Origin of the sequence: Pantoea sp. Ap-967 (assembly GCF_011752565.1) — a bacterium.
Classification (GTDB): Bacteria; Pseudomonadota; Gammaproteobacteria; order Pseudomonadales; family Pseudomonadaceae; genus Aquipseudomonas.
In genome coordinates, this window is record NZ_VWXK01000047.1 from 1 (window position 1) to 25,901 (window position 25,901).

Annotated in this window: 24 protein-coding genes; 13 read left to right on the forward strand and 11 right to left on the reverse strand. The window is 64.9% G+C overall.

Annotated elements, in window-relative coordinates:
- Positions 1 to 307: 307 nt before the first annotated feature.
- The gene (locus tag F3J45_RS28225; protein ID WP_167070640.1) at positions 308 to 1,657 is read right to left on the reverse strand and encodes an MFS transporter; all 1,350 of its coding nucleotides are present in this window, start codon (positions 1,655 to 1,657) and stop codon (positions 308 to 310) included.
- 103 nt (positions 1,658 to 1,760) lie between these two features.
- Positions 1,761 to 2,774 carry a GlxA family transcriptional regulator gene (locus F3J45_RS28230; RefSeq protein WP_167070641.1) on the reverse strand — a complete coding sequence of 338 codons (1,014 nt, stop codon included), beginning with the start codon at positions 2,772 to 2,774 and terminating at the stop codon, positions 1,761 to 1,763.
- 330 nt (positions 2,775 to 3,104) lie between these two features.
- Here F3J45_RS28230 and F3J45_RS28235 point away from each other — a divergent pair, with 330 nt between their 5' ends.
- The 4 genes from F3J45_RS28235 to F3J45_RS28250 all read left to right on the forward strand — a co-directional run bounded on the left by F3J45_RS28235 (position 3,105) and on the right by F3J45_RS28250 (position 7,933).
- A complete protein-coding gene (locus tag F3J45_RS28235; protein ID WP_167070642.1) occupies positions 3,105 to 4,079 on the forward strand; it encodes a LysR substrate-binding domain-containing protein in 975 nt (324 codons plus the stop codon).
- Between the two features lie 82 nt (positions 4,080 to 4,161).
- Positions 4,162 to 5,397 carry an SRPBCC family protein gene (locus F3J45_RS28240; protein ID WP_167070643.1) on the forward strand — a complete coding sequence of 412 codons (1,236 nt, stop codon included), beginning with the start codon at positions 4,162 to 4,164 and terminating at the stop codon, positions 5,395 to 5,397.
- A gap of 127 nt (positions 5,398 to 5,524) precedes the next feature.
- Complete coding sequence (locus tag F3J45_RS28245) at positions 5,525 to 6,052, forward strand: GNAT family N-acetyltransferase (protein ID WP_167070644.1); 528 nt, start codon at positions 5,525 to 5,527, stop codon at positions 6,050 to 6,052.
- Between the two features lie 105 nt (positions 6,053 to 6,157).
- Positions 6,158 to 7,933 carry an ATP-binding protein gene (locus tag F3J45_RS28250; protein ID WP_167070645.1) on the forward strand — a complete coding sequence of 592 codons (1,776 nt, stop codon included), beginning with the start codon at positions 6,158 to 6,160 and terminating at the stop codon, positions 7,931 to 7,933.
- Between the two features lie 8 nt (positions 7,934 to 7,941).
- Here the strand turns inward: F3J45_RS28250 and mtlD are convergent, their stop codons facing one another.
- Both mtlD and F3J45_RS28260 read right to left on the reverse strand, forming a co-directional pair.
- Entirely contained in the window at positions 7,942 to 10,092 is a 2,151-nt protein-coding gene (mtlD, locus tag F3J45_RS28255) for a bifunctional mannitol-1-phosphate dehydrogenase/phosphatase (RefSeq protein ID WP_167070646.1), read from the reverse strand.
- Between the two features lie 438 nt (positions 10,093 to 10,530).
- Entirely contained in the window at positions 10,531 to 11,484 is a 954-nt protein-coding gene (locus F3J45_RS28260; protein WP_167070647.1) for a LysR family transcriptional regulator, read from the reverse strand.
- Positions 11,485 to 11,577: 93 nt separating this feature from the next.
- On the opposite strand from F3J45_RS28260, the gene F3J45_RS28265 reads away from it, so the two are divergent.
- The 7 genes from F3J45_RS28265 (at position 11,578) to F3J45_RS28295 (ending at position 17,409) form a co-directional block, all read left to right on the forward strand.
- Positions 11,578 to 12,525, forward strand: a complete 948-nt coding sequence (locus tag F3J45_RS28265) for a ketopantoate reductase family protein (RefSeq protein ID WP_167070648.1) — start codon at positions 11,578 to 11,580, stop codon at positions 12,523 to 12,525.
- Positions 12,522 to 12,920, forward strand: a complete 399-nt coding sequence (locus F3J45_RS28270; RefSeq protein ID WP_167070649.1) for a VOC family protein — start codon at positions 12,522 to 12,524, stop codon at positions 12,918 to 12,920. The genes F3J45_RS28265 and F3J45_RS28270 overlap by 4 nt, the downstream gene beginning before the upstream one ends.
- A complete protein-coding gene (locus tag F3J45_RS28275; RefSeq protein WP_167070650.1) occupies positions 12,917 to 13,372 on the forward strand; it encodes a MaoC family dehydratase in 456 nt (151 codons plus the stop codon). Before F3J45_RS28270 ends, F3J45_RS28275 begins: the two co-directional genes overlap by 4 nt.
- The gene (locus F3J45_RS28280) at positions 13,369 to 14,601 is read left to right on the forward strand and encodes a CaiB/BaiF CoA-transferase family protein (RefSeq protein ID WP_167070651.1); all 1,233 of its coding nucleotides are present in this window, start codon (positions 13,369 to 13,371) and stop codon (positions 14,599 to 14,601) included. Before F3J45_RS28275 ends, F3J45_RS28280 begins: the two co-directional genes overlap by 4 nt.
- Positions 14,598 to 15,416, forward strand: a complete 819-nt coding sequence (aroE, locus tag F3J45_RS28285; RefSeq protein WP_167070652.1) for a shikimate dehydrogenase — start codon at positions 14,598 to 14,600, stop codon at positions 15,414 to 15,416. The genes F3J45_RS28280 and aroE overlap by 4 nt, the downstream gene beginning before the upstream one ends.
- A gap of 4 nt (positions 15,417 to 15,420) precedes the next feature.
- Positions 15,421 to 15,870 carry a type II 3-dehydroquinate dehydratase gene (gene aroQ / locus F3J45_RS28290; protein ID WP_167070653.1) on the forward strand — a complete coding sequence of 150 codons (450 nt, stop codon included), beginning with the start codon at positions 15,421 to 15,423 and terminating at the stop codon, positions 15,868 to 15,870.
- 126 nt (positions 15,871 to 15,996) lie between these two features.
- Positions 15,997 to 17,409, forward strand: coding sequence for an MFS transporter (locus tag F3J45_RS28295; protein ID WP_167070654.1), 1,413 nt, complete (start codon positions 15,997 to 15,999; stop codon positions 17,407 to 17,409).
- Positions 17,410 to 17,413: 4 nt separating this feature from the next.
- Here the strand turns inward: F3J45_RS28295 and F3J45_RS28300 are convergent, their stop codons facing one another.
- The 7 genes from F3J45_RS28300 to F3J45_RS28330 form a co-directional block, all read right to left on the reverse strand.
- The gene (locus F3J45_RS28300) at positions 17,414 to 17,899 is read right to left on the reverse strand and encodes a DUF2878 domain-containing protein (protein WP_167070655.1); all 486 of its coding nucleotides are present in this window, start codon (positions 17,897 to 17,899) and stop codon (positions 17,414 to 17,416) included.
- A gap of 2 nt (positions 17,900 to 17,901) precedes the next feature.
- Positions 17,902 to 19,161 (reverse strand): cyclopropane-fatty-acyl-phospholipid synthase family protein, encoded by a 1,260-nt coding sequence (locus F3J45_RS28305; RefSeq protein ID WP_167070656.1) that lies wholly within the window; start codon positions 19,159 to 19,161, stop codon positions 17,902 to 17,904.
- Positions 19,136 to 19,948 (reverse strand): DUF1365 domain-containing protein, encoded by an 813-nt coding sequence (locus F3J45_RS28310; protein ID WP_167070657.1) that lies wholly within the window; start codon positions 19,946 to 19,948, stop codon positions 19,136 to 19,138. The genes F3J45_RS28305 and F3J45_RS28310 overlap by 26 nt, the downstream gene beginning before the upstream one ends.
- On the reverse strand, positions 19,945 to 21,192 hold the full coding sequence (locus F3J45_RS28315) for an NAD(P)/FAD-dependent oxidoreductase (protein WP_167070658.1): 1,248 nt from the start codon (positions 21,190 to 21,192) through the stop codon (positions 19,945 to 19,947). Before F3J45_RS28315 ends, F3J45_RS28310 begins: the two co-directional genes overlap by 4 nt.
- Before the next feature lie 3 nt (positions 21,193 to 21,195).
- Entirely contained in the window at positions 21,196 to 21,948 is a 753-nt protein-coding gene (locus F3J45_RS28320) for an SDR family oxidoreductase (protein ID WP_167070659.1), read from the reverse strand.
- Positions 21,945 to 22,367 carry a nuclear transport factor 2 family protein gene (locus F3J45_RS28325; protein ID WP_167070660.1) on the reverse strand — a complete coding sequence of 141 codons (423 nt, stop codon included), beginning with the start codon at positions 22,365 to 22,367 and terminating at the stop codon, positions 21,945 to 21,947. Before F3J45_RS28325 ends, F3J45_RS28320 begins: the two co-directional genes overlap by 4 nt.
- A gap of 61 nt (positions 22,368 to 22,428) precedes the next feature.
- Positions 22,429 to 23,226 carry a LysR family transcriptional regulator gene (locus F3J45_RS28330; RefSeq protein WP_167070661.1) on the reverse strand — a complete coding sequence of 266 codons (798 nt, stop codon included), beginning with the start codon at positions 23,224 to 23,226 and terminating at the stop codon, positions 22,429 to 22,431.
- Between the two features lie 122 nt (positions 23,227 to 23,348).
- Between F3J45_RS28330 and F3J45_RS28335 the strand changes: the two genes are divergently transcribed.
- Positions 23,349 to 24,080 (forward strand): SDR family oxidoreductase, encoded by a 732-nt coding sequence (locus tag F3J45_RS28335; protein WP_167070662.1) that lies wholly within the window; start codon positions 23,349 to 23,351, stop codon positions 24,078 to 24,080.
- A gap of 110 nt (positions 24,081 to 24,190) precedes the next feature.
- The gene (locus F3J45_RS28340; RefSeq protein WP_167070663.1) at positions 24,191 to 25,681 is read left to right on the forward strand and encodes an aldehyde dehydrogenase; all 1,491 of its coding nucleotides are present in this window, start codon (positions 24,191 to 24,193) and stop codon (positions 25,679 to 25,681) included.
- The last annotated feature ends 220 nt before the right edge of the window (positions 25,682 to 25,901 follow it).

Genomic DNA, 25,901 nt, shown 5'->3' on the forward strand with positions numbered 1-25,901 from the left:
TCCCCTCACTCCGGTCTTGCTCCCGGGAGGACCGCGCTGCAGGCCCCATCCTGGGGCCCAGCGCTTGACGGGCATCCATGCCCGTCACCTCCCTCCGCAAGACCTCCGTTCGGCCTCCTGAGGTCGCAATCTGCGTCTGCTGAACTACCGTGCGCTTAGAAGCAAAAGCAAAAGCAAAAGCAAAAGCAAAAGCAAATTTAATCCTGTAGGAGCGGGCTTGACCCGCGAAGCAAGCACCGCGGTGGATGGCACCGGCTTTGCCGGTGTTCGCGAGCTGCGCTCGCTCCTACCGGGCTGGCGCAAACCCTTAGGTCCGGGCCACTCTTCGCCCGTGTTCACGGGCGCTGCGCAGGCCATGGCCAGCGGCGCTCGGTGCGGAGGTTTCGCTGAGCAGCTTGCCTTTGGTTTCCGGGGCCAGGAAGTAGGTGACGATCACCCCGAATAGGCTGATGCCCCCTGCAATCAGCACCGTCGTGGTGACGCCATAGGCCTCCAGGCACAGCGGCAGAAGGAAGGTGCCTGCCGCCGCCCCGACACGCGATGCCGCAGTGGCAAAACCCACGCCCACGCCGCGGATTTCGGTTGGGAACACCTCGCCCGGGTAAACCCCGGTCAGCGTCGTGGACACCGCGTTGGCCAGGGAGAAGACCAGGAAGCAGCCCACCGTCACCAGCGGCGATACATTCCAGAAAAACGCGACGATGAACAACGCCAATGTGGCAAGGGCAAACGGCGGTATCGCCAGCTTGCGCCGCCCGACTTTTTCGATCAGGGCCACCGCAATCAGAGTGCCGCCCACGGCGATTGCGTTGATCGCAAGCCCGCCGGTCAGGCCGTCTTCCAGGCCCAGTTGTTCGAGCACGGTGGGCACGAAGGTGCCAATGGCGAAGTACGGCGTCACCAGGCAAATCCAGAACACCGAGACGAAGACCGTGGCCTTGGCGTACGCCGGGGAGAACAGGCTGGCAAACCCAAGCGTGCGGCCTACCTGTGTCGAGCCCAGGTCCGCGCGTTCTTCAGGTGACATGTACTGCTCGGCAAGGGCCAGCGCCTCCTCGGTTCGCCCTTTGCTCATCAGCCAGCGCGGCGATTCTGGCGTGCCCAGCCGGGCAAGCAGCACGATCACGGTCGGAAGGGTGCTCAGCCCCAGAATCACGTTCCAGTTCGCGCTGTTCGATACCGTCAACGCCCAGCCAATGGCATAGGACGCCAGGTAGCCCACATACCAGCCAACCTCCTGCACGCACAGCAGCTTGCCGCGCAGGCGGGCCGGCGCGAACTCGGCCAGCAAGGGCCAGCCAATGGCGTAGTCGGCGCCGATGGCAATGCCCATCACCAGGCGCACGGCGAACAGCTGCCAGGCTTCCGTGACGAAGAACTGCAGCACCGAACCCAGCAGAAAGATCGCCAGGTCCACCGTGAACATCGGCTTGCGGCCGATCTTGTCCGCCAGGTAACCCCCCAGCGGCCCACCAAGGAAAATGCCGATCAGGGCCGAGGCGCCGATCAGCCCCTGCCAGGCCAGTGAGAGTTGCAAGCTGTGGGTGATCGCCGGCATCACGATGCCGATGGCCCCGAGAATGAAACCATCGATCAACATGCCGCCTGAAATCAGCACGGTCAGCTTCAGGATGAATTTACGTTGTTTGTCGGACATGGCCTTTACAGGCGGCGACGCTGGGTTGGACACAAGTACATCTCCACATTGTTTTTATCATTGGATGCTGCTGGACGTGAGCCTGTCGGGCCCCTGCCATGGTTCAGAGGTCATGGCGAATTTCTTGGGAAGGCGGGTGCCCGAAAAAGGCCCGGTAAGACCGGCTGAAATGCGTGCAGGAAACGAAACCGCAAGCAATGGACACATCGAAGATCGAGGCGCTGGAGTTCTGTATCAGGCGCCTGGCCTCGGTGATTCTCAGCTGGAAGTAGTATTTTTGCGGGGTGGTGTTCAGTTGCTCCTTGAACAAGCGCTGGACTTGGCGAATCGACAGCCCCACGGCCTGGGCCAGCTGCACCGGGTTCAAGGGCTCCTCCAGGTTCGCCTCCATCAGCCCAATGACTTCGCGCAGCGGCTTGCTGACCTTGGGTTGCTGCGGCTTGTGCACGCTGCGGTGCTTGTTCTGGTCGCCGTCGAGGGTGTCGAGCACCGCCCCTGCAAGCTGTGCGCCCAGGCCATGGCCCAGCCAGCGAATCATCATGTCGAAGGCGCCGCTGGGGCTGGCCGAGGTGACCCGGTCGCGGTCGAAGGCCAGTGCGTCGTGGCAGACGTTGGCGTGGGGCACGCGCTCGGCCAGTGCCGTGCGTTGCTCGGCATGGATGGCGCAGCGGTAGCCGTCCAGCAGGCCCGCCGCGCCCAGGTACCAGGCGCCGTTCCACAGGCCACCGAGGGTGATCGGCAGCCTGGCGATTTTCCTCAGCAGCGCCGCTAACCAGCCCGGCACCGTTCTGGCCGCCCGCAATCCACCGCAGAGCACCAGGAAGTCGAGGTCGGCCAAGCGGATGTCGGTCAACGGCGTATCGGGCCTGATGGGAATACCCAGGTCGCTCATCACCTCGGCATGGTCATGGCTGAAGGTATGCACCCGAACACTGCCCGGCGCGATCAGGTTGGCGGTAACCAGTACATCCAGTGCCTGGGTGAAACTGGGCAACGAGAAATGCTCCAGCAGCAGGAAGCCTACCCGCGAGGCCGGTTGTTCGGTTTGCGCCTGGCGAATGAACCCCAGGTTACGGTCGGCGAACGTGCGGTTGAATGTTCTTGTACTTGTTTTCATTGGGGGCACCCGGCAGTTCAAACGCAAGGCTTGAGCCACTCACTGAAGTAAGGCGGTGCAGGATGAGCACGGCGTAATCATCCAGTTGAAAGTAAGAATACGGCGTTGAAATAAGAGGGGGCCAACGACATTTTCAGCCGTTTTTGCATAACCTCGTGTTATCGGAAGTTACTGATCAGGCTACGGAAAGCGTGGGGCGAAAGTCCAAATGTTTTTCGCATAACTTTAAGTTATACGGCATTGAATTTTTGTGCCGATGACAATAATTTTTCCCCGCCTAGTATGGGGGTAACACAGCGCCTTGGATGGCATTACAGAACGGTAGGCAGTATGTCGCACAGGCACGTTGACCCAGACACCTTGTTGCTCAAGATGCCTTCCTTAAGAGCTGTGAAGGCCTTTGTCGCTGCAGCCAAGTACGCCAGTTTCACCCGCGCCGCCGAGGCGCTGTGCGTGTCCCAGGCTGCGATCAGCCGCCAGGTGCGCGAGCTGGAAATCTACCTGGATGCGCCGTTGTTCGTGCGGGCGGGGCGTGCCGTGGAGCTGACGGCCGAGGGCGCGGTTTTCTTCGATGCCTCGCAAATATCGTTCGTGAATATCGCCCAGGCGGCCGAGCGGATTCGCAACGCGCCCACGGACACACAGGTGCTGACGGTGTGTTGCTCGCCGGCGTTCTCGGCCTTGTGGCTGAGCAGGCATATACAGGCGTTTCTTGCCGATCACCCGGATATCAGGCTGAACGTGATCACCACGCAGAACTTCCAGACGAAAGAGCCGGGGGTCGAACCCGATATCGTCATCTCGAAGTTTGCCAACGTGGGGGCAGGGTACAAGGCCTTCCCACTTTGCCACGATGTCATCTACCCGGTGTGCTCGGCGGATTATGTAAAGCGCCACCCTGGCGTTGCCACGTTGGAAGGCTTGCCGGATGCCGCGCTGCTTGATTTGAGCCCCTATGGCCGCGCAGGGGTAGCGGAGCATGTTGACTGGCGGGTTTGGCTGGCGTTTCAGAATATCGACATCGATGAACGACTGCCCGGCAGCCCGCCCGTGTTTCAGGCCAACGACTACACCCTGATCATCAACATGGCACTGGCCGGGCAAGGCATTGCCTTGGGCTGGGACCAGTTGGTGGCGGACAAGGTGGCATCGGGGCAGTTGGTCAAGCCTGTGCCAGAGCATGTAACGCTACGCAACAGCCTTCATTACCTGGCGTGCAAGGAAGACGCGGCGAACCAGCAGGCCTGCGCGCGGGTGAAGGAGTGGGTGATGTCCAAGTTTACCCGGCGCCAGCCGCCGCGTTAATCGGCTTGAGCCGCTACCAACAAGAACAATATTTCAGTCAAGTGCACCAGGCGATGAGGCTAGCGGTGCGTGGAGGATAATAATGAACAGTAATGAATCCGTTATCAGCCTGATCAAGCAGCGCAAGCCGCGTCATGTATTGCCGCGTGAACTTTATCTCGACCCTGAGGTATATCGCCAGGACCTGGAACATATCTGGCACAAGGATTGGGTATTTGCCGGGCATACCTTTGAAATTCCCAAGGCCGGCCAGTATTTCACCCTGCAGATCGGGGATTACCCGGTAGCCGTGGTGCGTGGCAAAGAGGGCGAGGTACGGGCCTTCCACAACGCTTGCCGGCACCGCGGTGCCAAGGTGTGCGAGCATGCCAGCGGCAAGGTGGCCAAGCTGGTATGCCCTTACCACAAGTGGACGTTCGAGCTCGACGGCAACCTGATCTATGCCGGCAACATGGGGGCTGACTTCGACCGCTCGAACTATGGCCTGAAAACGGTGCATGTGGAGGTGGTGCACACGTACATCTATGTGTGCGTGGCGGAAAAGGCACCTGATTTCTCAAGCTTCCGCGCGGCGGTGAGCCCGTTCATTGCGCCGCATTTCCTGGAAAACGCGAAGGTGGCCTTCGAGTCGAACCTGATCGAGAAGGGTAACTGGAAGCTGGTCTTCGAAAACAACCGTGAGTGCTACCACTGCGACGGCACCCACCCTGAACTGCTCAATTCCTTCGTCGAGAACTTGTCGGTGGCTGGGGTGGGCGGAGATGACGACCCGGAACTGGTGGCGCACTGGGACCGCTGCGAGGCCGCCGGGATGCCCAGCCGGCTGAACATGGACCCCTTGGGGCGTTTTCGCATGACGCGCATTCCGCTTTCTGCCGGTGCGGTGAGCTACACCATGGATGGCAAGCCTGCGGTAGCGGGGCGGTTGGACAAGAGCGGTGAGGCGGATATCGGTGCGTTGCTGTATTTCAATTATCCGTCTACCTGGAACCACTTTCTCGGTGACCATGCACTGAGCTTCCGTGTGTTGCCGATCGGGCCTGGGGAAACGTTGGTGACCACCAAATGGCTGGTGCCGGAGTCTGCGGTTGAGGGTGTGGATTATGACCTTGATCGCCTGACCAAGGTTTGGTTGGCCACCAACGATCAGGATCGGCGCTTGGTGGAGGGTACCCATGCCGGGGTTTCGTCGCCCAGCTACGAGCCGGGGCCGTTTTCGGAGAATGCCGAGAATGGGGTATGCCAGTTCGATGACTGGTATTGCGCGACCATGCTTGAGCGCATCGAAGGGCGCCCGCTGTTGAAATCGGTTGGTTGACTTTCCTGTCACGGCGCCTTCGGGCGCCGTTTTCATTTGCATGGCACAAATCCTGTAGGAGCGGGCCGCGGCTGCTGGCAAAATTGTCATGTCGTGCAGGCAAGATGTTGGCTTTGGACGCCGGCTGATGACCCACGTTATTCGTACTGCACGCCTGCTGCTGTGCCCTTTGCGTGCTGAGCAGGCACCGCGCTTGGCGGAATTGGGAAACGACCCTTTGATCGCTGCGCACACGGCTAATTTCCCTTCGCCCTACACGCTGGCGTGTGCTCAGGCCTATATCGCCTTGGCCACCGAGAGCGGCGCAAGCAATCCGGTTTTTGCTATTGAGCTGCGCGATGGGGGCTTGATCGGTGTGATCAATCTCAAACTGTCTCTGCGTCACCGCAGTGGGCACCTTGGTTACTGGATGGGGGCTGGCTACCGAGGGGCTGGGTACATGAGCGAGGCGGCGAGGGCGGTAGTCGATCATGGTTTTCGGGTGTTGCAGTTGCATCGGGTGGAAAGTGCCTGTTTCGGCTTCAACGAGGCGTCGGCGCGTGTGTTGGAGAATGCAGGGCTGGTTGCCGAGGGCTGCAAGCGGCAAGCCTTCTTGAAGGATGGCCAGTACCAGGATCTGTTGCTGTTTGGTGCTGTTAGCAAAGCCCCGTACTGACGGCGCCCTGGCCTGGGGTTTTCATCAGGCAAGCGGCCTGCTATATCTTGAACAGGCTGCAAACCGCGACAGGCTTCTTTCCAACCCCTTTCATGGAACGCTGCGATGGTTCGGGACGACTCCCTGAACACGTTGACCCGTGACGAGCTCATCGCCGAAGTGATGCGCTTGCGGGCACTTGCTCCACCCCCATCGGTTGAACAAGCACCGGCCAGCCTGGGCTATTTCGACTTCATCGCGCCGGGCGCCGCCGATTCCCGCTTGCAGGAGCGCCTTGAGCTGTTTCGCACCATCCTCAATACCATCGAGGCGGCCTTTGCCATCGTCGAGGTGAAGTTCGACGAAGAAGATCGCCCCGTGGACTACCGCTTCCTGGACGCCAACCCGGCCTTCGCCAGGGAATCCGGCATCGACCTGAAAGGCAAGTGGGTCACCGAGTACGCCCCCGACCTTGAGCCGTTCTGGTTCGAAATTTATGGGCACGTGGCCAAGTCCGGGGAACCTGCCAACTTCGAGAGTTACGCCACCACCTTCGACCGCTGGTTCGATGTGCGCGCCGTGAAGGTGGGGCGGCAGGATGAGCGCCAGATCGCCATTTTCTTCAACGATGTGACTGAGCGGCGCACCGTCGCGCAGGAGCGTGACCGGGCGACCGCCGCCTTGCAGGTACTCAACGATACCCTGGAAAAGCGCGTTGACGAGCGAACCCAGGCGTTGATGCAAGCCGAGGAGAAACTGCGCCAGGCGCACAAGATGGAAGCCGTTGGCCAGCTGACCGGAGGCTTGGCCCACGACTTCAACAACCTGCTCACCGGTATTTCCGGTTCGCTGGAAATGATCCAGGCACGGCTGGCCCAGGGGCGCTTGGCCGATATCGAGCGCTACATGGACGCCGCCCAAGGCGCCGCCCGCCGCGCGGCCAGCCTTACGCACCGGCTGCTGGCGTTTTCCCGCAGGCAGACGCTGGACCCGCGCCCAACCGATGTCAACGTGCTGATGGACGGCATGACTGAGTTGATCGGGCGTACCGTGGGCCCTGAAATCAAGCTTCAGACCCTGTGCGGGCAGGGCTTGTGGCCGGCCCTGGTCGATGCCGGCCAGTTGGAGAATGCCCTGTTGAACCTGTGCATCAACGCCAGGGACGCCATGCCCGAGGGGGGCCGTATCACCCTTGAAACCAGCAACCGCGGGATGGACCAGGACGCCGCCGCAGCCTTGGAGATGCCCCTGGGCGAGTACCTGTGCCTGAGCGTCAGCGATACCGGCACCGGCATGTCCGCCGAGGTGATGGCCAAGGCCTTCGACCCGTTCTTCACCACCAAGCCACTGGGCCAGGGCACCGGGCTCGGCCTGTCGATGATCTATGGCTTTGCCAAGCAGTCAGGCGGGCAGGTGCGCATGCAGTCCGAGCTTGGCCTGGGCACCACCATCAGCCTGTACCTGCCGCGCTACCACGGCGACCTGTTGCAGGGCGAGGAGCGCAACGCGGCCGAGGCGGTGACCGGCAGCCCCGGCAGCGAAGCAATTCTGATCGTCGATGACGAACCGTCCGTGCGCATGCTGCTCAACGACGCACTGGCCGGGCTGGGGTATGGATTGATGGAGGCGGCTGACAGCCTGGCGGCCATGCAGATCCTGCGCTCGGGGGTGAAGATCGACCTGCTGATTACCGATGTCGGCCTGCCAGGCGGGATGAACGGGCGTCAGCTGGCCGACGCCGGGCGCGAGCTCAGGCCGGGGCTGCGCACGCTGTTCATCACCGGCTATGCGGTGAATGCCGCCATCGGCCATGGGCACCTGCCCGCCGGCATGCGGGTGTTGACCAAGCCGTTCGCGCTGGAGGCGTTGGTGGGGCAGGTGCGGGAGATGCTGGCTGGCTGAGGGGGCAATCAGGCGGTTGATGGCACGGGCTGAGCCCGTGTTCGCGGCGGCTCGACGCCTTGTTGCAAGCGCTGGAAGCTGGCGGCAATGGCGTCGATCAATGGCTTGTCTGCAATCGGGTCGAGCCCTGGGTAGGGTTTGCCATTGTAATCGCCGCTGTAGGTCAGCACCGCTTCGACGCGCTCGCCACTGGCCTGGTACAGCTGCTTGATCCGCTGCGCCTCGCGGTCCTTGCCGGCAGGGCAGCGCAAGGCGTGGTGAATCGCCAAGGCCGCGCCGAAGGCCAGTGCCGGTGCCTGGATGGCGTGCTTGCGGGCAAGGTCGATGCTGCTGAGGATGCGCTCGTGGCGCTGCAACTTGCGCAGCGGGTCACGCCCGACCCGGGCGCAGGGGTCTTTGAACGAGGTTTTGCAGCGCTCCAGGAACGTGCTGGCGAAACTGCGCACCACCTCGGCCATGTGCGGGTACTCGGCCACCAGCGCGGGCGCGACTTCCTGGTGGATCAGGCGCTCGGCCAGCGCGCTCACGCGGGCGTCGCCCATGCCCTGGCCAACCCAGGCATGCCCCAGCACGCTGGCGTACCAGGCGATGATCGCATGGGGGCCATTCCACAAGCGGTTCTTGATCACCTGGATCTGGGTGATGTCGGCCACCGTCCTGACCTGGCGCAACCGTTCCAGCAAGGGGCTGCCGCGTTCCACATACAGGGGCATGTCCGGTTCGCTGTTGAACAGAACCAGGTGCAACTGGCTCAGGGCACTGCTGGACTGGGCGAACGGCCTGAAATGGCCGATCAGGCGTTCGTACTCGGGCACGGGCGTGGTGGTTTTACCCGGGGCCGCCGGTTCGTCTTCCAGGCTGTTGCGAAAGATCTGCGACTTGATGCGCAACTGGCGCACCAGCGCCTCGTTACTGATCTTGCAAACGATGCGGCTGACCACCGTTTCGGCGAAGTGGGTTTTTTCCAGCACTTGCTGGCAGATGCCGGGCGGGCACAACAGCGCCAATTGCGCTTGTACCTGCCGGCGCACGAACGCCGCACCACCGACTTTGTTCAGCACGATCAGCAGGGTCAGCTCGCGGCCGCGCCGCTCGAAGCGTTGCAGCAGCCCTTGGGCAATGACCTTGGCCTGGTGGGCGATGGCCTGCTCGGGCAGGCTCATGCCGATCACCTCGGCGGCGGTGTACATGTCGATCACGGCCTGGTCGTCGTCCATGTCGATCATGCGCACGTTGTCGACGGTCTGGTCGAAGGCGGTGGCGCCGTAGCGCACGCTGTAGCGGCCAAAGGCGGTGACCGACTCCCTGAGCAGGCGCGAGCGGGTGGCGGCGATGATTTCGCACGGCCGGGTGTAGCCGTCCCAGTGGGAGAGCACTTGGGTCAGGTAACCGCCGCCGATGGCGCCGAAGCCATGGATGCCGACGCGGAACTGGTTCAACGACGAGGGGAAGGGCTCTGCCAGTTCCGGCATGCCCAGGTCGGGCACGCATTCGCTGAGGTCGGCGAGAAAGGCGTGCATGCTGCGGTAGGCCTTGAGTGCGCCGGCCTTGACCTCGGTGGCCGGTGGCTTGATGTCCTCGATCAGGATGGCCTGGCCTTCGGCGCGGATCGCCGAGAGCAGGCCATTCTCCGAGTCCTCGACCATGAAACACTGGGCGGGCGGGCAATTGAGGGCGCGGGCGGCGCGCTGGAAGATTTCCGGGTGGGGTTTGCCCTGGCTGACTTCATCGCCGCACACGGTGATGTCGAAATACTTGAGCACGTTGGCGTTGATCAGGTATTCCTCGGCGATGGCGCGGCGGCTGGAGGTGGCCACGGCCAGGGTCAGGCCGGACTTGCGCAGGCGTTCGAGCACTTCCAGCAGGCCAGCCTTGATCGGCACGCCATGGCTGCGCACGTATTCAAGTTCCAGCTCATCGGCGCGCTGGCGAATGTCCGCGTAGGGGAAGTGTTCGCCGTGGTGGGCTTTGGCGAGGGCTTCGGCCTTCTTTGCGCTCAGGCCCAGGGAGCCGATCAGCGTCTGCTCGCTCAAGGCCTGGCCGAATATTTCCAGCGAGGCCTGTTTCAGTGTCTTGAAGCGCAGGCGCTCGGTGTCGAACATCGTGCCATCCATGTCGAAGATGGCGCTGTGAATGGTCTTGCCGTGAAAAAAGATCATGCGGTGTTGCCCCTTGTGTTGCGTGTAACGTGCTGCCCTGAACCCTTTAACGGCCAGGCAGATGGGATGGCTGCGGTGTGCGCAGTCAGGTCGGGGGCATGCGGTCGGCAGGGGGGCGCTTGGGGGTGACCCAGAGGTAGGGCGGGACGGCGCGGGGGGTGCAGAGGAGGGTGGCAAGGGTGGCTTTGATGCGGGCGCATCGTTTGACGTTGACGTCACGCCCACTGGCTGCAGCTTGGTGTGCAGACAATGGGCGCACGTAGCGATGGATACGTGTGATTCCAAGCATAAGGTGCTTATCTTCCTTTTCCGGTGACTGACGTTCCTTTTTTACCCTTGCACGTATGGGCAGGCAGATGCAAGGCGCAGCCGGGCAGCGCGCCACCGCCCGTAGGAGCGAGCAAAGCTCGCGATGCGATCTGACAAGCGCAATCTGCCTCAAGGCATGAGCCCGCCTGTGGGGGCGCATCGCGAGCTTTGCTCGCTCCTACCAACGCCAAACAACCCGCGCACCACCTCGCGCAACCAGCGGTTGCCGCTGTCCTGGTGATAGCGGGCATGCCAGTGCTGCTTGACGGTAAAACCTTCCACCTCGAACGGGCAGTCATGCACCCTGAGCCCATGCATGTCGGCCAACGTCTGGCCGATGTGCCGGGGCAGCGTGGCGAGCAGGTCGGTGGTGCCGATGATCATGCCCAACCCCAGAAAACCCGGCAGCTCCAGCATGATCCGGCGTTCGACCGCGGCCCGCGCCAGCCCCGCCTCCAGCAGCTTCTGCCCGGTGCCGGCACTGACCTGCACATGCCCCTCGGCGCGGTAGCGCGCCAGGTTCAAGCCCTTGCCCAGGCGCGGGTGCTGCGGGTTGCTCAGGCACACCCAGTCTTGCTCGAACAACACTTGCTGGTACATGCCGCCGCCCAGCCAGGGCACGAAGCCGATGGCAAGGTCCGCCTCGCCCGATTCCAGCGCGCGCTCGGTGTTGCCATCGATGCGCAGGGCCTCCAGGCGAATACCCGGCGCATGGCTGCGCAAGTGGTTGAGCAGGCTGGGCAGCAAGGTGATATGGCTGGCATCGCTTACGCACAGGCGCAAGCGCCGTTGGGCGGTCGCGGCAATGAACTGCGGCTCCCAGGCGGCCAGCCGGCGCAGTGATTCCAGCACCTCGCGGCACGGGCCAATCAGCTGCTCGGCCCGAGGCGTGGGGGCCATGCCGCCTGGGGTGCGCACGAACAGCGGGTCATTGAGCTGCTCGCGCAGGCGCCCCAGCCAGATGCTGATGGTCGGCTGGCTCTGCCCCAGTTGCTCGGCGGCGCGGGTCACGCTGCGGCAGTGGTAGAGCACGTCGAACAGCTGCAGCAGCTTGGGCTCGGGCAGTGCTTCGCGTGCATCCATTATTGCGAATCTCAATAGTTGTATTGAGGCCATTGTATAGCGCAAATAAGACCTCCTGCATAAGGTGGCTGCACACCACAGGAGGTTTGCGACGTGAAGATCTGCATTCTGGGCGCCGGCGCCCTGGGTTGCGCCATTGGCGCGGCCTTGAGCGAGGCGGGGCATGAAACCTGGCTGTTGAACCGAGGCCGCGCCCATGTCGAGGCGATGAACCAGCATGGCCTGCACGTGCAGGACGAGCGCGGCGAGCGCAGGGTGGCGGTAAAGGCGGCGACCTGCGCCGAAACGGTTGGCGTAGCCGACCTGGTGGTGGTGCTGGTGAAGTCGTTCCACACCGCTGAAGCCATCGCCGGAGCAGCATCGCTGATTGGGCCGCACACCTCTGTGCTGTCACTGCAAAATGGCCTGGGCCACGAAGATATCCTGGCCGAGGCGGTGGGCCGCGAGCGGGTGCTGGCCGGCAAGACCTACGTCGGCGGCGTGCTGCTCGGGCCAGGTTCGATCCGCGCTGGCGTGGCGGGCAAGCAGACCTTTATCGGCGAACTCGACGGGCAACTGACGCCACGGTTGCAGGCCATTGCCGACGCCTTCAACGGTGCCGGGCTGGCCACCACGGCCAGTGACAACATCCTCGGCACCCTGTGGGACAAGCTGCTGGTCAACGTTGCCACTGGCGCCTTGAGCGGCATCACCATGCTCAGCTATGGCCAGCTGTACAGCGAGCCGCTGCTTGAAAGCACGGCCAAGGCCGCCGTGGCCGAGGCCATCAGCGTTGCCCGGCAAGCTGGCATTCGCCTGAGCCTGAACAGCCCCGAAGCGGCCTGGACACTGGCCGCCGAAGGCCTGCCGGCAAGCTTTCGCACCTCGATGCTGCAGAGCCTGGAAAAGGGCTCGATCACTGAAATCGACTTCATCAACGGCTCTGTCGTGCGCTGGGGCCAGCGCCACGGCGTGGCCACGCCGGTCAACGCAACCCTGGTGGCCTGTATCAAGGGCATCGAGCGCGCCATGGCCGACCACCAGAAAAGGGAGCACCCATGAACCCGCCAAAAGCGTACCTGGAACACGTCGCGTTCTGGGTCAAGGACATCCAGTGGCATATCCGTTTCTTCAGCGAAGTGTGCGGCATGGCCATGCGTGAAGTGCAAGGCGACGTCGAGCAGCCGGCGCAGTATTGGACGCTCGGCGGCCTGCAGTTCATCCACCAGCCGGACTTCGCCGGGCCCGAAGGGCGCATGGCGCACCTGGGCATCATGTGCGAAGACCTGGAAGCGGCGTTGGCCGCCGCGCAGCGCTTCGGTGTCAGTGAAATGCCCCAGGGCCGCAACTGGCTGCGCCTGCCCGATGGCCTGGCAGTCGAATTCATCCAGGCGCTGCCGGCCACCAGCGTGCACCAGGCGCTGGCCATCGACCCACGGCAGGAGGTGCAGGCATGAGCGTGGTGGAAAAATACTGGGACGATGCCCACGAGGGCGATGAGTGCATCAGCCCGAGCTACACCGTGACCCGCGAGCGCATCCTGGCCTACGCCGAACTCACCGGCGACCACACCCCGGTGCACGTCGACGAGGCCTATGCCAAGGCCAGCCACTTCGGTTGCCTGGTGGCCCACGGCCTGTTCGGGCTGTCGATCGCCGATGGCCTGAAAACTCAGTGCGACTACCGTTTCCTGCCGGGCATGTCGCTGGGCTGGACCTGGGACTTCGTGCTGCCGATCAAGGTCGACGACGTGCTGCATGTACGCATGCGGGTGGGGGCGATGCGCCCGAGCAACAGCCGCCCGGGCTGGGGCATCGTGGTGCTGCCGTCGGAGCTTATCAACCAGCACGGCGAAGTCGTGCAACGTGGCGAGCACCGGCTGATGGTGCCGCGCAGGGGGCAGGCATGAAGCAGGCATTGCCATTGGCAGGCATCCGCGTCATCGACTACAGCCACTTCCTTGCCGGGCCTTACGTGGGGCGTTGCCTGGCTGCGCTGGGCGCCGAGGTGATCAAGGTGGAGCGGCCGGGCAGCGGCGATGCCGGCCGCCAGCATGCCTTCACCCTGGACGACCAGCAGAGCGGTTACTTCCTGCAGTTGAACATGGGCAAGCAGGGCGTCAGCGTGAACATGAAAGACCCACGCGGCAAGGCCTTCATGCAGCGCCTGGCCGACTCGGCCGATGTGTTCATCGAGAACTACCGCCCCGGCGCACTGGACAAGCTGGGCCTGGGCTACGCCGAGCTTGCGGCGCGCAACCCGCGCCTGGTGTACTGCTCGATCTCCGCCTACGGCCATACCGGGCCGGACGCCCACCGTGCCGGTTTCGGGCTGATCGCCGAGGCCAAGAGCGGGATCATGCAGATGGTCGGCGTGCCCGGAGAAGCGCCGCCGTTGCTGCGCATTTCCCTGGGCGACATGTACACCGGCATTCATGCGGTGGCGGCAGTCAATGCGGCGCTGCTGGGCCGGGTGAGCAGTGGCCGTGGCCAGCATATCGACATGGCCCTGTACGACACCCTGGTGTCGATGCACGAGTACGCGGTGCAGTGCTACACCCTGTCCGGCGGCACCGTGCTGCCGCAGCAAACCGGCCACGACATGCCCACCTCGACCCTGTACGGCGTGTTTCGCGCCGCCGACGGCGACCTGGTGATCGCCGCCCAGGTGGATGATGCCTGGCAACGCTTTGCCAGCATGCTCGAAGCCAACGGCGGCCCGCCCGGGTTCGGCAGCGACCACCGCTACCACAGCCTCAATGGCCGCAATGCCCACCGCGAGGCGATTCTGGCGGTGGTACGCGACTGGGTTGGTGTGCGCCCGGTGGCCGAGATTCTGGCGTTGCTCGATGGCATCGACATTCCCAGCGCCAAGGTGCAGCGCATCGACGAGGTGCTGGCCGACCCGCAGATCCAGGCGCGCAACATGGTCATCGAACAGCAGCACCCGCGCTATGGCAGCGTGCGCCTGGCCAACCTGCCGTTTCGATTTTCCGGTTGCGACACCACGATTTACCAAGTGGCCCCCGACCTTGGCCAGCACAATGCCGAAATCGCCGCCAGCCTGGGCCTGAGCGCTGAAGAAATCACGGCCCTGCAGGCAGACGGTGTGCTGTTTACCCACGGAGATGCACGATGAGCGACCGCTATGCAGTGATCGGCCGGCCGATCAACCACACCAAGTCACCGCTGATTCATGGCCTGTTCGCCCAGGCCAGCCACCAGCAGTTGGCGTACGGCGCCATCGAAGGGACGCTGGACGGTTTCGAGGCCCAGGTGCTGCAGTTTCGCGAGGGCGGCGGGCTGGGCATGAACATCACCGCACCGTTCAAGCTGCGCGCCTTCGAACTGGCCGACCGGCGCAGCGAGCGGGCGCAACTGGCACGGGCGGCCAACGCGCTGAAATTCGAGGACGGCCGCATCGTGGCCGAGAACTTCGATGGCATCGGCTTGCTGCGCGACATCGAAGAGAACTTTGGCGAGCCGCTGCGCAACCGCCGGGTGCTGATGCTGGGCGCTGGCGGTGCGGTGCGCGGGGCGTTGTTGCCGTTCCTGCAGGCAGGCCCACGCGAGCTGGTGATCGCCAACCGCGACATGGCCAAGGCGCTGGCCCTGCGCAACGAACTCGATCACCCACGGCTGCGCATCAGCCGTTATGAGGAACTGCAAGGGCAGGCGTTCGACATCGTGGTCAACGCCACCTCGGCGAGCTTGACCGGCGAGCTGCCGCCGTTGCCGGGCGCGGTGCTGGGCGAGGCCCGCCTGGCCTACGAGTTGGCCTATGGCAAAGGCCTCACCCCGTTCCTGGACTTGGCCCGGGAGCAGGGCGTGGCGCGCCTGGCCGACGGTGTCGGCATGCTGGTGGAGCAGGCGGCAGAAGCCTTTGCCTGGTGGCGCGGGGTGCGGCCAGGCACGCGCGCCGTGATCGATCAACTGACGATTCCCTTGGAGTAAGCCCATGGTTGCCACGGTGCTGATGCTGCATGGCATCAACCACAACATGTTCGGCAAACGCGACCCACGTCAGTACGGCACGGCCACCCTGGCCGACATCGACGGGGCCTTGTTGGCGCTGGGCGAGGCACTGGGGGCGCGGGTCGAGAGCTTCCACAGCAACTTCGAAGGCGCCCTGTGCGAGCGCATTCACCTGGCCCATGAGCAACGGGTGGATGCCGTGCTGATCAATGCCGGGGCCTGGACCCATTACAGCTACGGCATTCGTGACGCGCTGGCCATTCTTGAGGCGCCGGTGGTTGAAGTGCACATGTCGAACATCCATGCTAGGGAGCCGTTTCGCCATCATTCGGTGTTCGCCGACGTGGTGCGCGGGCAGATCTGCGGGTTTGGGGTTGAAACCTACCTGCTGGCGCTGCGTGCGGCGATGAACATGATCAAAGGGCTCGTGTAGGAGCGGGCTTGCCCCGCGAACACCGGCTAAGCCGGTGCCATCCACCGCGGTGCCTGCTTCGCGGGGCAAGCCCGCTCCTACACACACACACACGACGAGCCCCCATTTGCAGAAGGATGTGTACCCTTGGCCACCCCCGCAGCCCCCAACACCCCTCGCCAAGCCACCTGGATCGCCCTGCTGGTCGCCGTCACGTTCTTCATGGAAAATCTCGACGCCACCGTGATCGCCACGGCGTTGCCGCAGATGGCCCGTGATTTTGCCGAGAACCCGGTGAGCCTGAACATCGGCATCAGCGCCTACCTGCTGGCGGTGGCGGTATTCATCCCGCTAAGCGGCTGGGTTGCCGACCGCTTCGGCGCGCGCCAGGTGTTCGCCGGCGCCATCGGCCTGTTCACCCTGGCCTCCTGGCTATGCGGGTTGGCCCCCACCCTGGAAACCTTCGTTGCCGCACGCGTGCTGCAAGGCATTGGCGGGGCATTGATGGTGCCGGTGGGGCGGCTGGTGGTGTTGCGCACCACCGAGAAGCAGGACCTGGTGAAGATGCTTGCCGTGATTACCTGGCCCGGGTTGGTGGCGCCGGTGCTCGGCCCACCGCTGGGCGGGCTGATCGTCACCCACCTGTCCTGGCCGTGGATCTTCTACCTGAACATTCCCCTCGGCGGGCTCGCCATCGCCGCGGCCTGGTGGCTGATTCCCAACGCCCGTGCCAGCGAAACCCGCCGCTTCGACCTGATGGGCTTCGTGTTCCTCGCCTCGGCCTGCGCGGCCTGGCTGCTCGGCCTGGAGATGCTGGGCTCGCTGAGCGGTGGCAGCCTGGGGGCGGGCGCTGCCCTGGTTGCTGCAGGCGCGCTGCTAACCTGGCTGTCGGTGCGCCACTGCCGGCGCCACCCGCAACCCCTGCTGCCGCTGGCGACCCTGGGGATCGCCACGTTTCGCGCCAGCATCGTCGGCGGCACCTTGTTCCGCCTGTCGATCAGCGCCTTGCCGTTTCTGATCCCGCTGTTGCTGCAGGTTGGTTTCGGCCTGTCGCCGGTAGATGCCGGGTTGCTGGTGCTGGCGATTTTTGCCGGCAACCTGGCGATGAAACCGTTCACCACCGGGCTGCTGCGCCGCCATGGCTTTCGCCGGGTGCTACTGGTCAATGGCCTGATCGGCGTGGGTTGCATCCTGGCCTGCCTGGGCTTGCAGCAGGGCATGGCCTGGTACTGGATGGCGCTGGTGCTGTTCGTGGGCGGGCTGTCGCGCTCGATGCAGTTCACCACCTACAACGCCGTGGGCTTTGCCGAGGTGCCCAAGGCGCAGATGGGCGAGGCGTCGACGCTGTTCAGCATGTTCTTCCAACTGGCCATGGCGCTGGGGGTGGCGGTGGCGGCCCTGCTGCTGCGGGTGGCGATGCAAGTGCGAGGCGGCGAGGGCGGCCTTGCGGTCAGTGATTTCCACTGGGCCCTGTTCGGCGTGGCGTTGGTTGCCTGCGCGGCCTTGGTGGACGCCGTGCGCCTGCCGCGTAATGCTGGCGAGCAGGTGCTGCGCACCTGAGCCCTCAGCCACGTGCGGCAACGCGCAAGGCCAGCGGCAGGGCCAATGCCCAGATCGGTGCCAGCAGCAGCGCCGTGCCAAGCGCCCCCAGGGGCAGTTCGACCCCGGCCAAGCGGGCGCCGGCCAGGTAAGCCGGGGGGCCGCCGAGCAGGCCCGCCAGCACCGCGCGCCACAGGGGCTGGCCCAGCCATGCCAGGCTGTGGCGCATGCCGCTGGCCAGTACCAGCCACAGCAGCGCCAGCCAGGCGGGCAGCGGCCATTGGCTGAAAGCGAACACACCGAGCAGGCCCAGGGTGCTGTCCAGCACGCAGCCTGCCAGGGCCACCCCCAGCAGTACCCGCAGTTCACCGCCAGGGGCAAGGCGCAGGTGCAGCGCCAGGCCCGCCACCACCAGTGCCAGCAGCCAGGGCCGCTCGGCGCCCAGTACACACAGCCACCAGCCGGCCTGCAGCCACACGGCGTTGCCCAGCAGCCAGCCCCGGTGGCCCATGCTCAGCTACCCGGCAGCACTGCCCGGCGCGCCTGGGGCCCGGCCCAGAGCATCTGCGCAACGCCGATGGTGCGCTCCTCGAAACCGCCCTGGCAGTAGCACAGGTAGAACTCCCAGAGGCGTTGGAAGGTGTCGTCATACCCCAGTGCCGTCAGTTCGCTGCGGGCATGGCGCAGGTTGTCGCGCCAGTGGCGCAGGGTGCGTGCGTAGTCCTGGCCAAAATCTTCCAGGTGCACCAGGTTCAGCTCGGTCTGGCGGCTGGCGGTGTCGAGCAGCACGCTGAGCGACGGCAGGGCGCCGCCTGGGAAGATGTAGCGCTGGATGAAGTCCACCGAACGCCGCGCCTGGGCGTAGCGCTGGTCGCGGATGGTGATGGCCTGCAGCAGCATCAGGCCGTCGTCCTTGAGCAGGGCGGCGCACTGGCGAAAGTAGGTGGGCAGGTAGCGGTGGCCGACCGCTTCGATCATCTCGATGGACACCAGCTTGTCGAAGCGCCCGCGCAGGTCGCGGTAGTCTTCGAGCAGCACGGTAACCCGCCGCTCCAGGCCCAGGGCCTTTACCCGTTGCAGGGTATAGGCATGCTGCGCCGCCGACAGCGTGGTGGTGGTGACCCGGCAGCCATGGTGCAAGGCGGCGTGAATGGCCAGGCTGCCCCAGCCGCTGCCGATTTCCAGCAGGTGCTCGTGGGGTTTGAGCTCAAGCTTCTGGCAGATGCGCTGCAGCTTGTTCAGTTGCGCCTGCTCCAGGGTTTGCTCGGCGCTGTCGAACTGCGCGGCGGAGTACATCATGGTCGGGTCGAGCAGGCGCTCGAACAGGGCGTTGCCCAGGTCGTAGTGGGCAAGGATATTGCGCCGGGCACCGCGCCGGTCGTTGCGGTTGAGCCGGTGCAGCAGGTGCAGCGCTGGCCGCGCCAGGCGCGCCAGGCCGCCCTCCATGGCGTCCAGCACGTCGAGGTTGGCGACGAACAGGCGGGTGACTGCTGCCAGGTCGGGGCTGCGCCAGTAACCGTGGATGTAGCCTTCGCCGGAGCCAATCGAGCCATTGCCGGCCACCAGGCCCCAGGCCGCGTCATCGAGGATTTCCACTTCGGCATACAGCGGGCTGGCTACGTCGCCGAAGGTCCATTGCTGGTCGTGGCTGATCAGGCGCAGGTGGCCGTGGCGCAACTGGCGTAGTTGCGCCAGCACGGCGCGCCTGGCCAGGCCGCCGAGCAGCGGGGTGATCCCGGCCGATTTGCTAACGCTCAAGGTCGGTTCGGACATGGTCGGGCTCCTCGCGGATGGGTTGGCCGAGTGCCAGGTCATGCTGGCTGGCGCTATGGTCGTAGACGGGGGTGCGTTTGAGCAGCAGGCGCAGGGCTTGCCAGTAGATGCCTGCCACGGTGCGCAGGCTCATCCACGGGAAGGCCAGCAGGTGGCGGTGCAGATTACTGCGTTGCAGCGGTTGGCGTTGCAGGGCCAGGTCGGCTTCGAACACCTTGTGCCCGGCGCGCCAGTTTTCCATGTGCACGCGCACGTGCTGCGCGCCCACGGCGAAACGCAGGTGGTAGTCCATGTCCAGCGGCATGAACGGGGACACGTGGAAGGCCTTGGCCACGGCAAAGGGCTGGTTCAGTTCGCCGTGCACCGGCAGCACATAGTGGAAGCGCTCGCGCCAGGGCGTATTGCGCACTTCCAGCAGCACCGCGCTGGGCTGGCCGTGGCGGTCGTGGCAGAAGTAGAGGCTGACCGGGTTGAACGATAGCCCCCAGCAGCGCGGTTGCGTCAACAGGTGCACGGCGCCTTCGGGCACCTGCCCGGTGGCCTGGCCGACCAGCAGGCGGGCGGCGTCCACCAGGGGCATGCCGTGGCGGGTCAGCGCGGGCAGGTAGTCGCTTTCGCGCCAGCACAGGGGGGCCAGGCGCGAGCGGCCCAGCCAGCGGGACAACTTCAACAGGCCGGGCAGCTCGTCCAGGTCCAGGTAGAACATGCCGATGCGGTAGCGGAAGGCGTGGGGCCTGGGCGTCAGGCGCCGGTGGCTGACCCAGCCTTGGCACAGGCTACTGTTCACAGGCGTTCTCCGAACTGCTCGGCCACGTGCAAGGCGCTGAGCACGCCGTCCTCGTGGAAACCATTGGCCCAGTAGGCACCGCAATAGTAACTGTGCAGCGGGCCCTGCAACTCGCCCTGGCGGGCCTGGGCGGCGAGCGCTGCCAGGCTGTACTGCGGGTGGGCATAGTCGAACCGGGCGATGATCTGTGCTGGGTCCACCTGCGCAGTCTGGTTGAGGCTGACGCAGAAGGTGACCGGCGCCTGGATGCCCTGGAGAATATTCATGTCGTAGGTGAGCGCGGCGGGGGCCTGGGGGCTGCCGCCCAGGCGGTAGTTCCAGCTGGCCCAGGCCCTGCGCCGGCGCGGCAGCAGGCGGGTGTCGGTGTGCAGCACCACGTCGTTGCTGGCATAGCGGATAGCGCCGAGAATCGCCTGCTCCTGCTCGCTGGGGGCCTCCAGCAAGGCCAGGGCCTGGTCGCTGTGGCAGGCGAACACCACCTTGTCGAAACGCTCGCTGGCGCCTGGCCAGGTGACGGTTACGCCGCTTGCGTCGCGGCTCACCCGCTGCACCGGGCAGCCCAGGCGGATACGCTCGGCAAAGGGCCGGCACAGCGGCGCCAGGTAACTGCGCGAGCCGCCCTCGATCACCCGCCATTGCGGGCGGTGGTTGACCGACAGCAAGCCGTGGTTGCGGCAGAAGCGCACGAAGAACTGCAGCGGGAAATGCAGCATATCGGCCCGCGACATCGACCAGATCGCCGAGCCCATGGGCACGATGTAGTGGTCGATGACGCGCTGCCCGTAGCGGTGCTCGCGCAGGTAGTCGCCCAGCGTGGTGTCGCCGTCGATGCGCTGTTGGTCCAGGTCGGCCAATGCCTGGCGGTTGAAGCGCAGCACATCGCGCAACATGCCCCAGAAGCCGGGTGAGAGCAGGTTGCGGCGCTGGGCGAACAAGCTGTTGAGGTCGTGCCCGTTGTACTCCAGGCCGGTGCGCGGGTCGTGCACCGAAAAGCTCATTTCGGTGATGCGCGAAGCAACGCCCAGGTGTTCGAGCAGGCGAATGAAGTGCGGGTAGGTCCAGTCGTTGAACACGATGAAGCCGGTGTCTACTGCGTAATGCTGGCCGCGCCAGTGCACATCGAAGGTGTGGGTGTGCCCGCCGACGCGGTCTGCCGCTTCGAACACCGTGATGTCGTGCCGGCGAGACAGCAGGTGGGCGCAGGTGAGCCCGGCGATGCCGGTGCCGATGATGGCGATACGCATAGGTCAGCCCTGTGGTTGGCGCGCCAGGCGCTGGCCCAGCTTCAGGCGCCAGCCGGCTGGCAATGCGCCGAGCAGGCGCAGCACCAGGGTGAAGGTGGCGGGAAAGGTAAGTTCCAGCGGGCGACGGGGTAGGCGCTTGGCGATCAGGCCGGCGGCGCGCTCGGCGGTCCATAGCTGGGGCATGGGAAAATCGTTGCGGCGGGTCAACGGTGTGTCGACAAAACCGGGGTTGACCAGGGTGACATCAATGCCCTCGTGGGCAAGGTCGATGCGCAGGGATTCCACCAGGTAGCGCAGCGCCGCCTTGGACGCGCCGTAGGCACCGGCCCGGGGCAGTGCCAGCCAGCTCACCGAGCTGCCCATCACCACCAGGTGCGGTTGCTGGCCGCGGCGCAGCAAGGGCAGGGCGGCGGCCAGGCACTGGCTGGTGCCCAGCACGTTGGTGCGTATCACCCGCTCGACCAGGGCGGGGTCGAACTGCCCCGGCTCCAGGTATTCGCAGGTGCCGGCATTGAGGATCACCTGGTCCAGCCCGCCCCAGGCCTGTTCGATTTCGGCGGCGATGCGGGCCACCTGCTCGGGCTGGTCGAGGTCGCCAACCGCCAGCAACACCTGGCCGGGGAAGCGTGCTGCCAAGGGGGCCAGGCTTTCGGCGCGGCGCGCCCCCAGTGCCAGCTGATGGCCCTGTTCGAGCAACCGCCGGGCCAGCGCTGCGCCAATGCCGCTGCTGGCACCGGTGAGCCAGCAGCGGCTCATGCCAGCCTGCCTTTGAGCCAGCGAATGGCGCCGCCCATGAGTGGGATGTGCTCGTACAGCAGCGCGCCTGCGTCGAAGTAGTCCTGGTGAAAATGAACCCGTTCACGCCAGCGCAGGTGGCTGCAGCCCTGCAGGCTGATCAGCTTGCCAGCGGCCAGGCGTGGATGGCGGTAGTGCAGGGTCCAGCGAATGTAGCCTAGGCCGGGCTGTGGTTCGTCCAAGCCTTCGAAGGTGTAGCGCACTTCGGCAACGTTGGCGTACAGCTGGGCGAAGTAGGCGCGCAGGGCGGCCAGCCCGCTGATGTGGTGGAGCGGGTCGCGAAACGTTACATCCTCGCTGTACAAGTCAGCGAGCAGGTCGAGGTTGTGTGCACCCAGCGTGGTAAAGCGTTCGGTGAAATGTTGCAGGTAGGCGGTCATGCACAATACCTGTACAAAATTCATTGGATGTACAAGGTATAGTGCAGGTGTCTGGATAAATCTATACAGCGGAATTTATTTGTACAATTTTGCCCTCCAAGGCATCGCGCAGGCGAACCACGCCTTCCAGTGCCAGTGCCTGGGCCGAATAGCACAGGCCGATGCGCCGGCGCAGGTCCAGCTGGTGCAATGGCTCGCTGCGCACCCCCGGATGTTCGGCGGCAAGCGAGTGCGGCACGATGGCAGCGCCAATGCCGGCGGCGACCATCTCCAGCGCCAAGGCAAAGGTTTCGGCTTCGGCCACTGCCGCACGGTCGTAGTAGGGTAGCAGGCGCTGGTGGCTGGGCTGAGCGGGGCAGGTGACCCAATGATGCCGCTCGCCGCCTGGCGGCAGTGCCAGCACGAACGGTTCGCTGTGCAGCGCCAGGAACAGCTCGTCCTCGCAGCGCAGTTCCTCGCTGGCCAAGCGCACCGCGCCCTGGCAACCCACCCGCAGTTGCAGGCGTACCCCTGGGCTGAGGCCTGCCGCCGCCTGCAGCACAGTGCGCAGCACCTGGGCGGCCACGTCGTGCTCGACGCCCACGTGTAGGGGTTCACGCTCACGGTCCTGCCGGAAGCGGGTGAGCAACCGGCCGGCATCGGCCACCATGCGCTGGGCCTCGGGGTACAACGCACGGGCGTCTTCGGTGACCTCCACGCCCCGCGCCTGGCGCACGAACAGGGTGGTGCCCAGGCTTTCTTCCAAGGCCTTGATGCTGCCGGAAAGCGCCGGTTGGCTAAGGTGTATGGCGCGTGCAGCAGCGGTGATGTTGCGTTCTTCGAACACGGCGATGAAGGCGCGAAGCTGGCGATAATCCATGGGTTACCCATAAGTGTTGCCGATGGCTGCCAGAAGAATATCCCATTTTTCGTTGATCTAAGGGCCTTTTATACTCGCTCTGCTGCTTACCTATAGGCAATCTGGATAACAGGACACTTCTGATGACGACTACGCACAAACCCCTGGTGGTGATCACCGGCGCCAGCTCCGGCATTGGCCTGGCAACCGCCCAGCGCCTGTCCGCCCGTGGCCACGCCCTGTTGCTGCTGTCTCGCCGCCTGGCGCCGATGCAGCAGCTGCAGTTGCCCAACTGCCTGGCGCTGGCCGTCGACATCACCGACCGCGCCGCCGTGCTGGCCGCCGTCACCGAGGCCGAGGTGCGCTTCGGCCCGGTGGATGCAATCATCAACAACGCCGGGGTGATGCTGTTGGGCAGCATCGCCACGCAAGACCCGGCCGAGTGGGACCGCATGCTCGACGTCAATGTGCGCGGGCTGCTCAACGGCATCCACGCCGTGGCGGGCGGCATGGTTGCGCGCAAGCACGGCACCATCATCAATGTCAGCTCCGTGGCTGGGCGCAAGGCCTTCCCCAACCACGTCGCCTATGTGGGCACCAAGTTCGCGGTTACCGGGCTTTCCGAGAACCTGCGCGAGGAGCTGTCGCCCAGCAATGTGCGGGTGATCACCGTCGAGCCGGGCGCGGTGGACACCGAACTGCTCAGCCACACCACCGACGATGGCATCAAGGCCGGCTATGACGCCTGGAAGGCCGAGATGGGCGGGGTGCTCAGTGCCCAGAGCATTGCCGAAGTCATCGAGTTCGCCTACGGCCAGCCGCAGTCGGTGTGCGTGCGTGAAATCGTGGTGTGCGCCACGCGCCAGCAGCCCTGAGCGCCAGGGCTCACCCTGAAGGGTGATTCTCGTGGGTGGCTGTTAACGCTGATACTCGGCAGCGGCATCCACCCACGAACGACCGAGCTGACGGTCGCCTGGAGCACAACGTGTACGACCTCGCTTACTGGCAGCAACAAGCTGCCAGGCAGACCTTTCTGAACAACGCACTGATCGGCGGCCAATTCGTTGCCGCTGCCAGCGGTGCAACGTTCGACTCGATCAACCCGGCCACCAACCGTTTGCTGGCCCAGGTGGCGGCTTGTGCCGACGCCGATGTCGACCGCGCGGTGCGCAGTGCGCGCCAGGCCTTCGAGCATGGCCCCTGGGCACGCATGGCCCCTGCCGAGCGCAAGCGTGTGCTGCTGCGCCTGGCCGAGCTGATCATGGCCCACCGTGAAGAACTGGCCTTGCTCGATTCGCTGAACATGGGCAAGCCGGTGATGGACGCCTACAGCATCGATGTACCTGGCTCGGCCCAGGTGTTCGCCTGGTATGGCGAAGCCCTCGACAAACGCTACGACCAGGTTGCGCCGACGGCGTCCAACGCGGTGGCCACCATCACCCGCGAAGCGCTGGGCGTGGTGGCGGCGGTGGTGCCGTGGAACTTCCCCTTGGACATGGCGGCCTGGAAGCTCGCCCCGGCGCTGGCGGCGGGTAACAGTGTGGTGCTCAAGCCGGCAGAGCAGTCGCCGTTTTCGGCCTTGCGCCTGGCGCAACTGGCGCTGGAGGCGGGCCTGCCGGAGGGCGTGCTCAACGTGGTGCCGGGCCTTGGCGAACAGGCTGGCCGCGCGCTGGGGCTGCATGGGGATGTCGACTGCCTGGTGTTTACCGGCTCCACCCAGGTGGGCAAGTACTTCATGCAGTACTCGGCGCAGTCCAACCTCAAGCAGGTGTGGCTGGAGTGCGGGGGTAAAAGCCCGAACCTGGTGTTCGATGACTGCCAGGACCTGGACCTGGCGGCCGAGAAGGCGGCCTTCGGCATTTTCTTCAACCAGGGCGAGGTGTGCTCGGCCAACTCGCGGCTATATGTGCAGCGTTCGATCCATGATGAATTTATCGAGCGCCTGCAGGCCAAGGCCCGCCACTGGCAACCGGGCAACCCACTGGACCCGGCCAGCCGGGCCGGGGCGATCGTCGACGGCGAACAGGCCGGGCGCATCCAGCGGGCCATCGGCCAGGCCCAGGAGCAGGGGGCGAAGCTGGTGTGTGGCGGGCAACGGCTGAACCTGGGTGGCTCGGACAACTTTATCGAGCCGACCATTTTCGCCGGGGTTGGCCCGCAGATGGACTTGGCCCGGGAAGAGGTGTTCGGGCCGGTGCTGGCCGTGAGCGCTTTTGACAGCGAGGAGCAGGCCATCGCCCTGGCCAATGACAGCGTGTATGGCCTGGCGGCTTCGGTGTGGAGCGACGACCTCAACCGTGCCCATCGCGTGGCCAAGCGCCTGAAGGCGGGGACCGTGTCGGTGAACACGGTCGATGCGCTGGATGTGACCGTGCCGTTTGGCGGGGGCGGGCAGTCGGGCTTTGGGCGGGACCTTTCGTTGCATTCGTTCGACAAGTACACGCAGTTGAAAACGACCTGGATTCAATTGCGCTGACTGCGCGGCACCCCCTCCCCCGGTAGGAGCGAGCGCAGCTCGCGATGCGATCTGGCAAACGCCGCATGCCTCAAGGGTTGTATTCGCCTGGGGAATCGCATCGCGAGCTGCGCTCGCTCCTACCGGGGTGGTGGGGGTGAACCTGGGGTGGTTTGTATCGGTGTGTATCGAGAGGGGGGGCAGATACCTGGGGGTTCAAAGCGGTGGGGTTGTTGACACG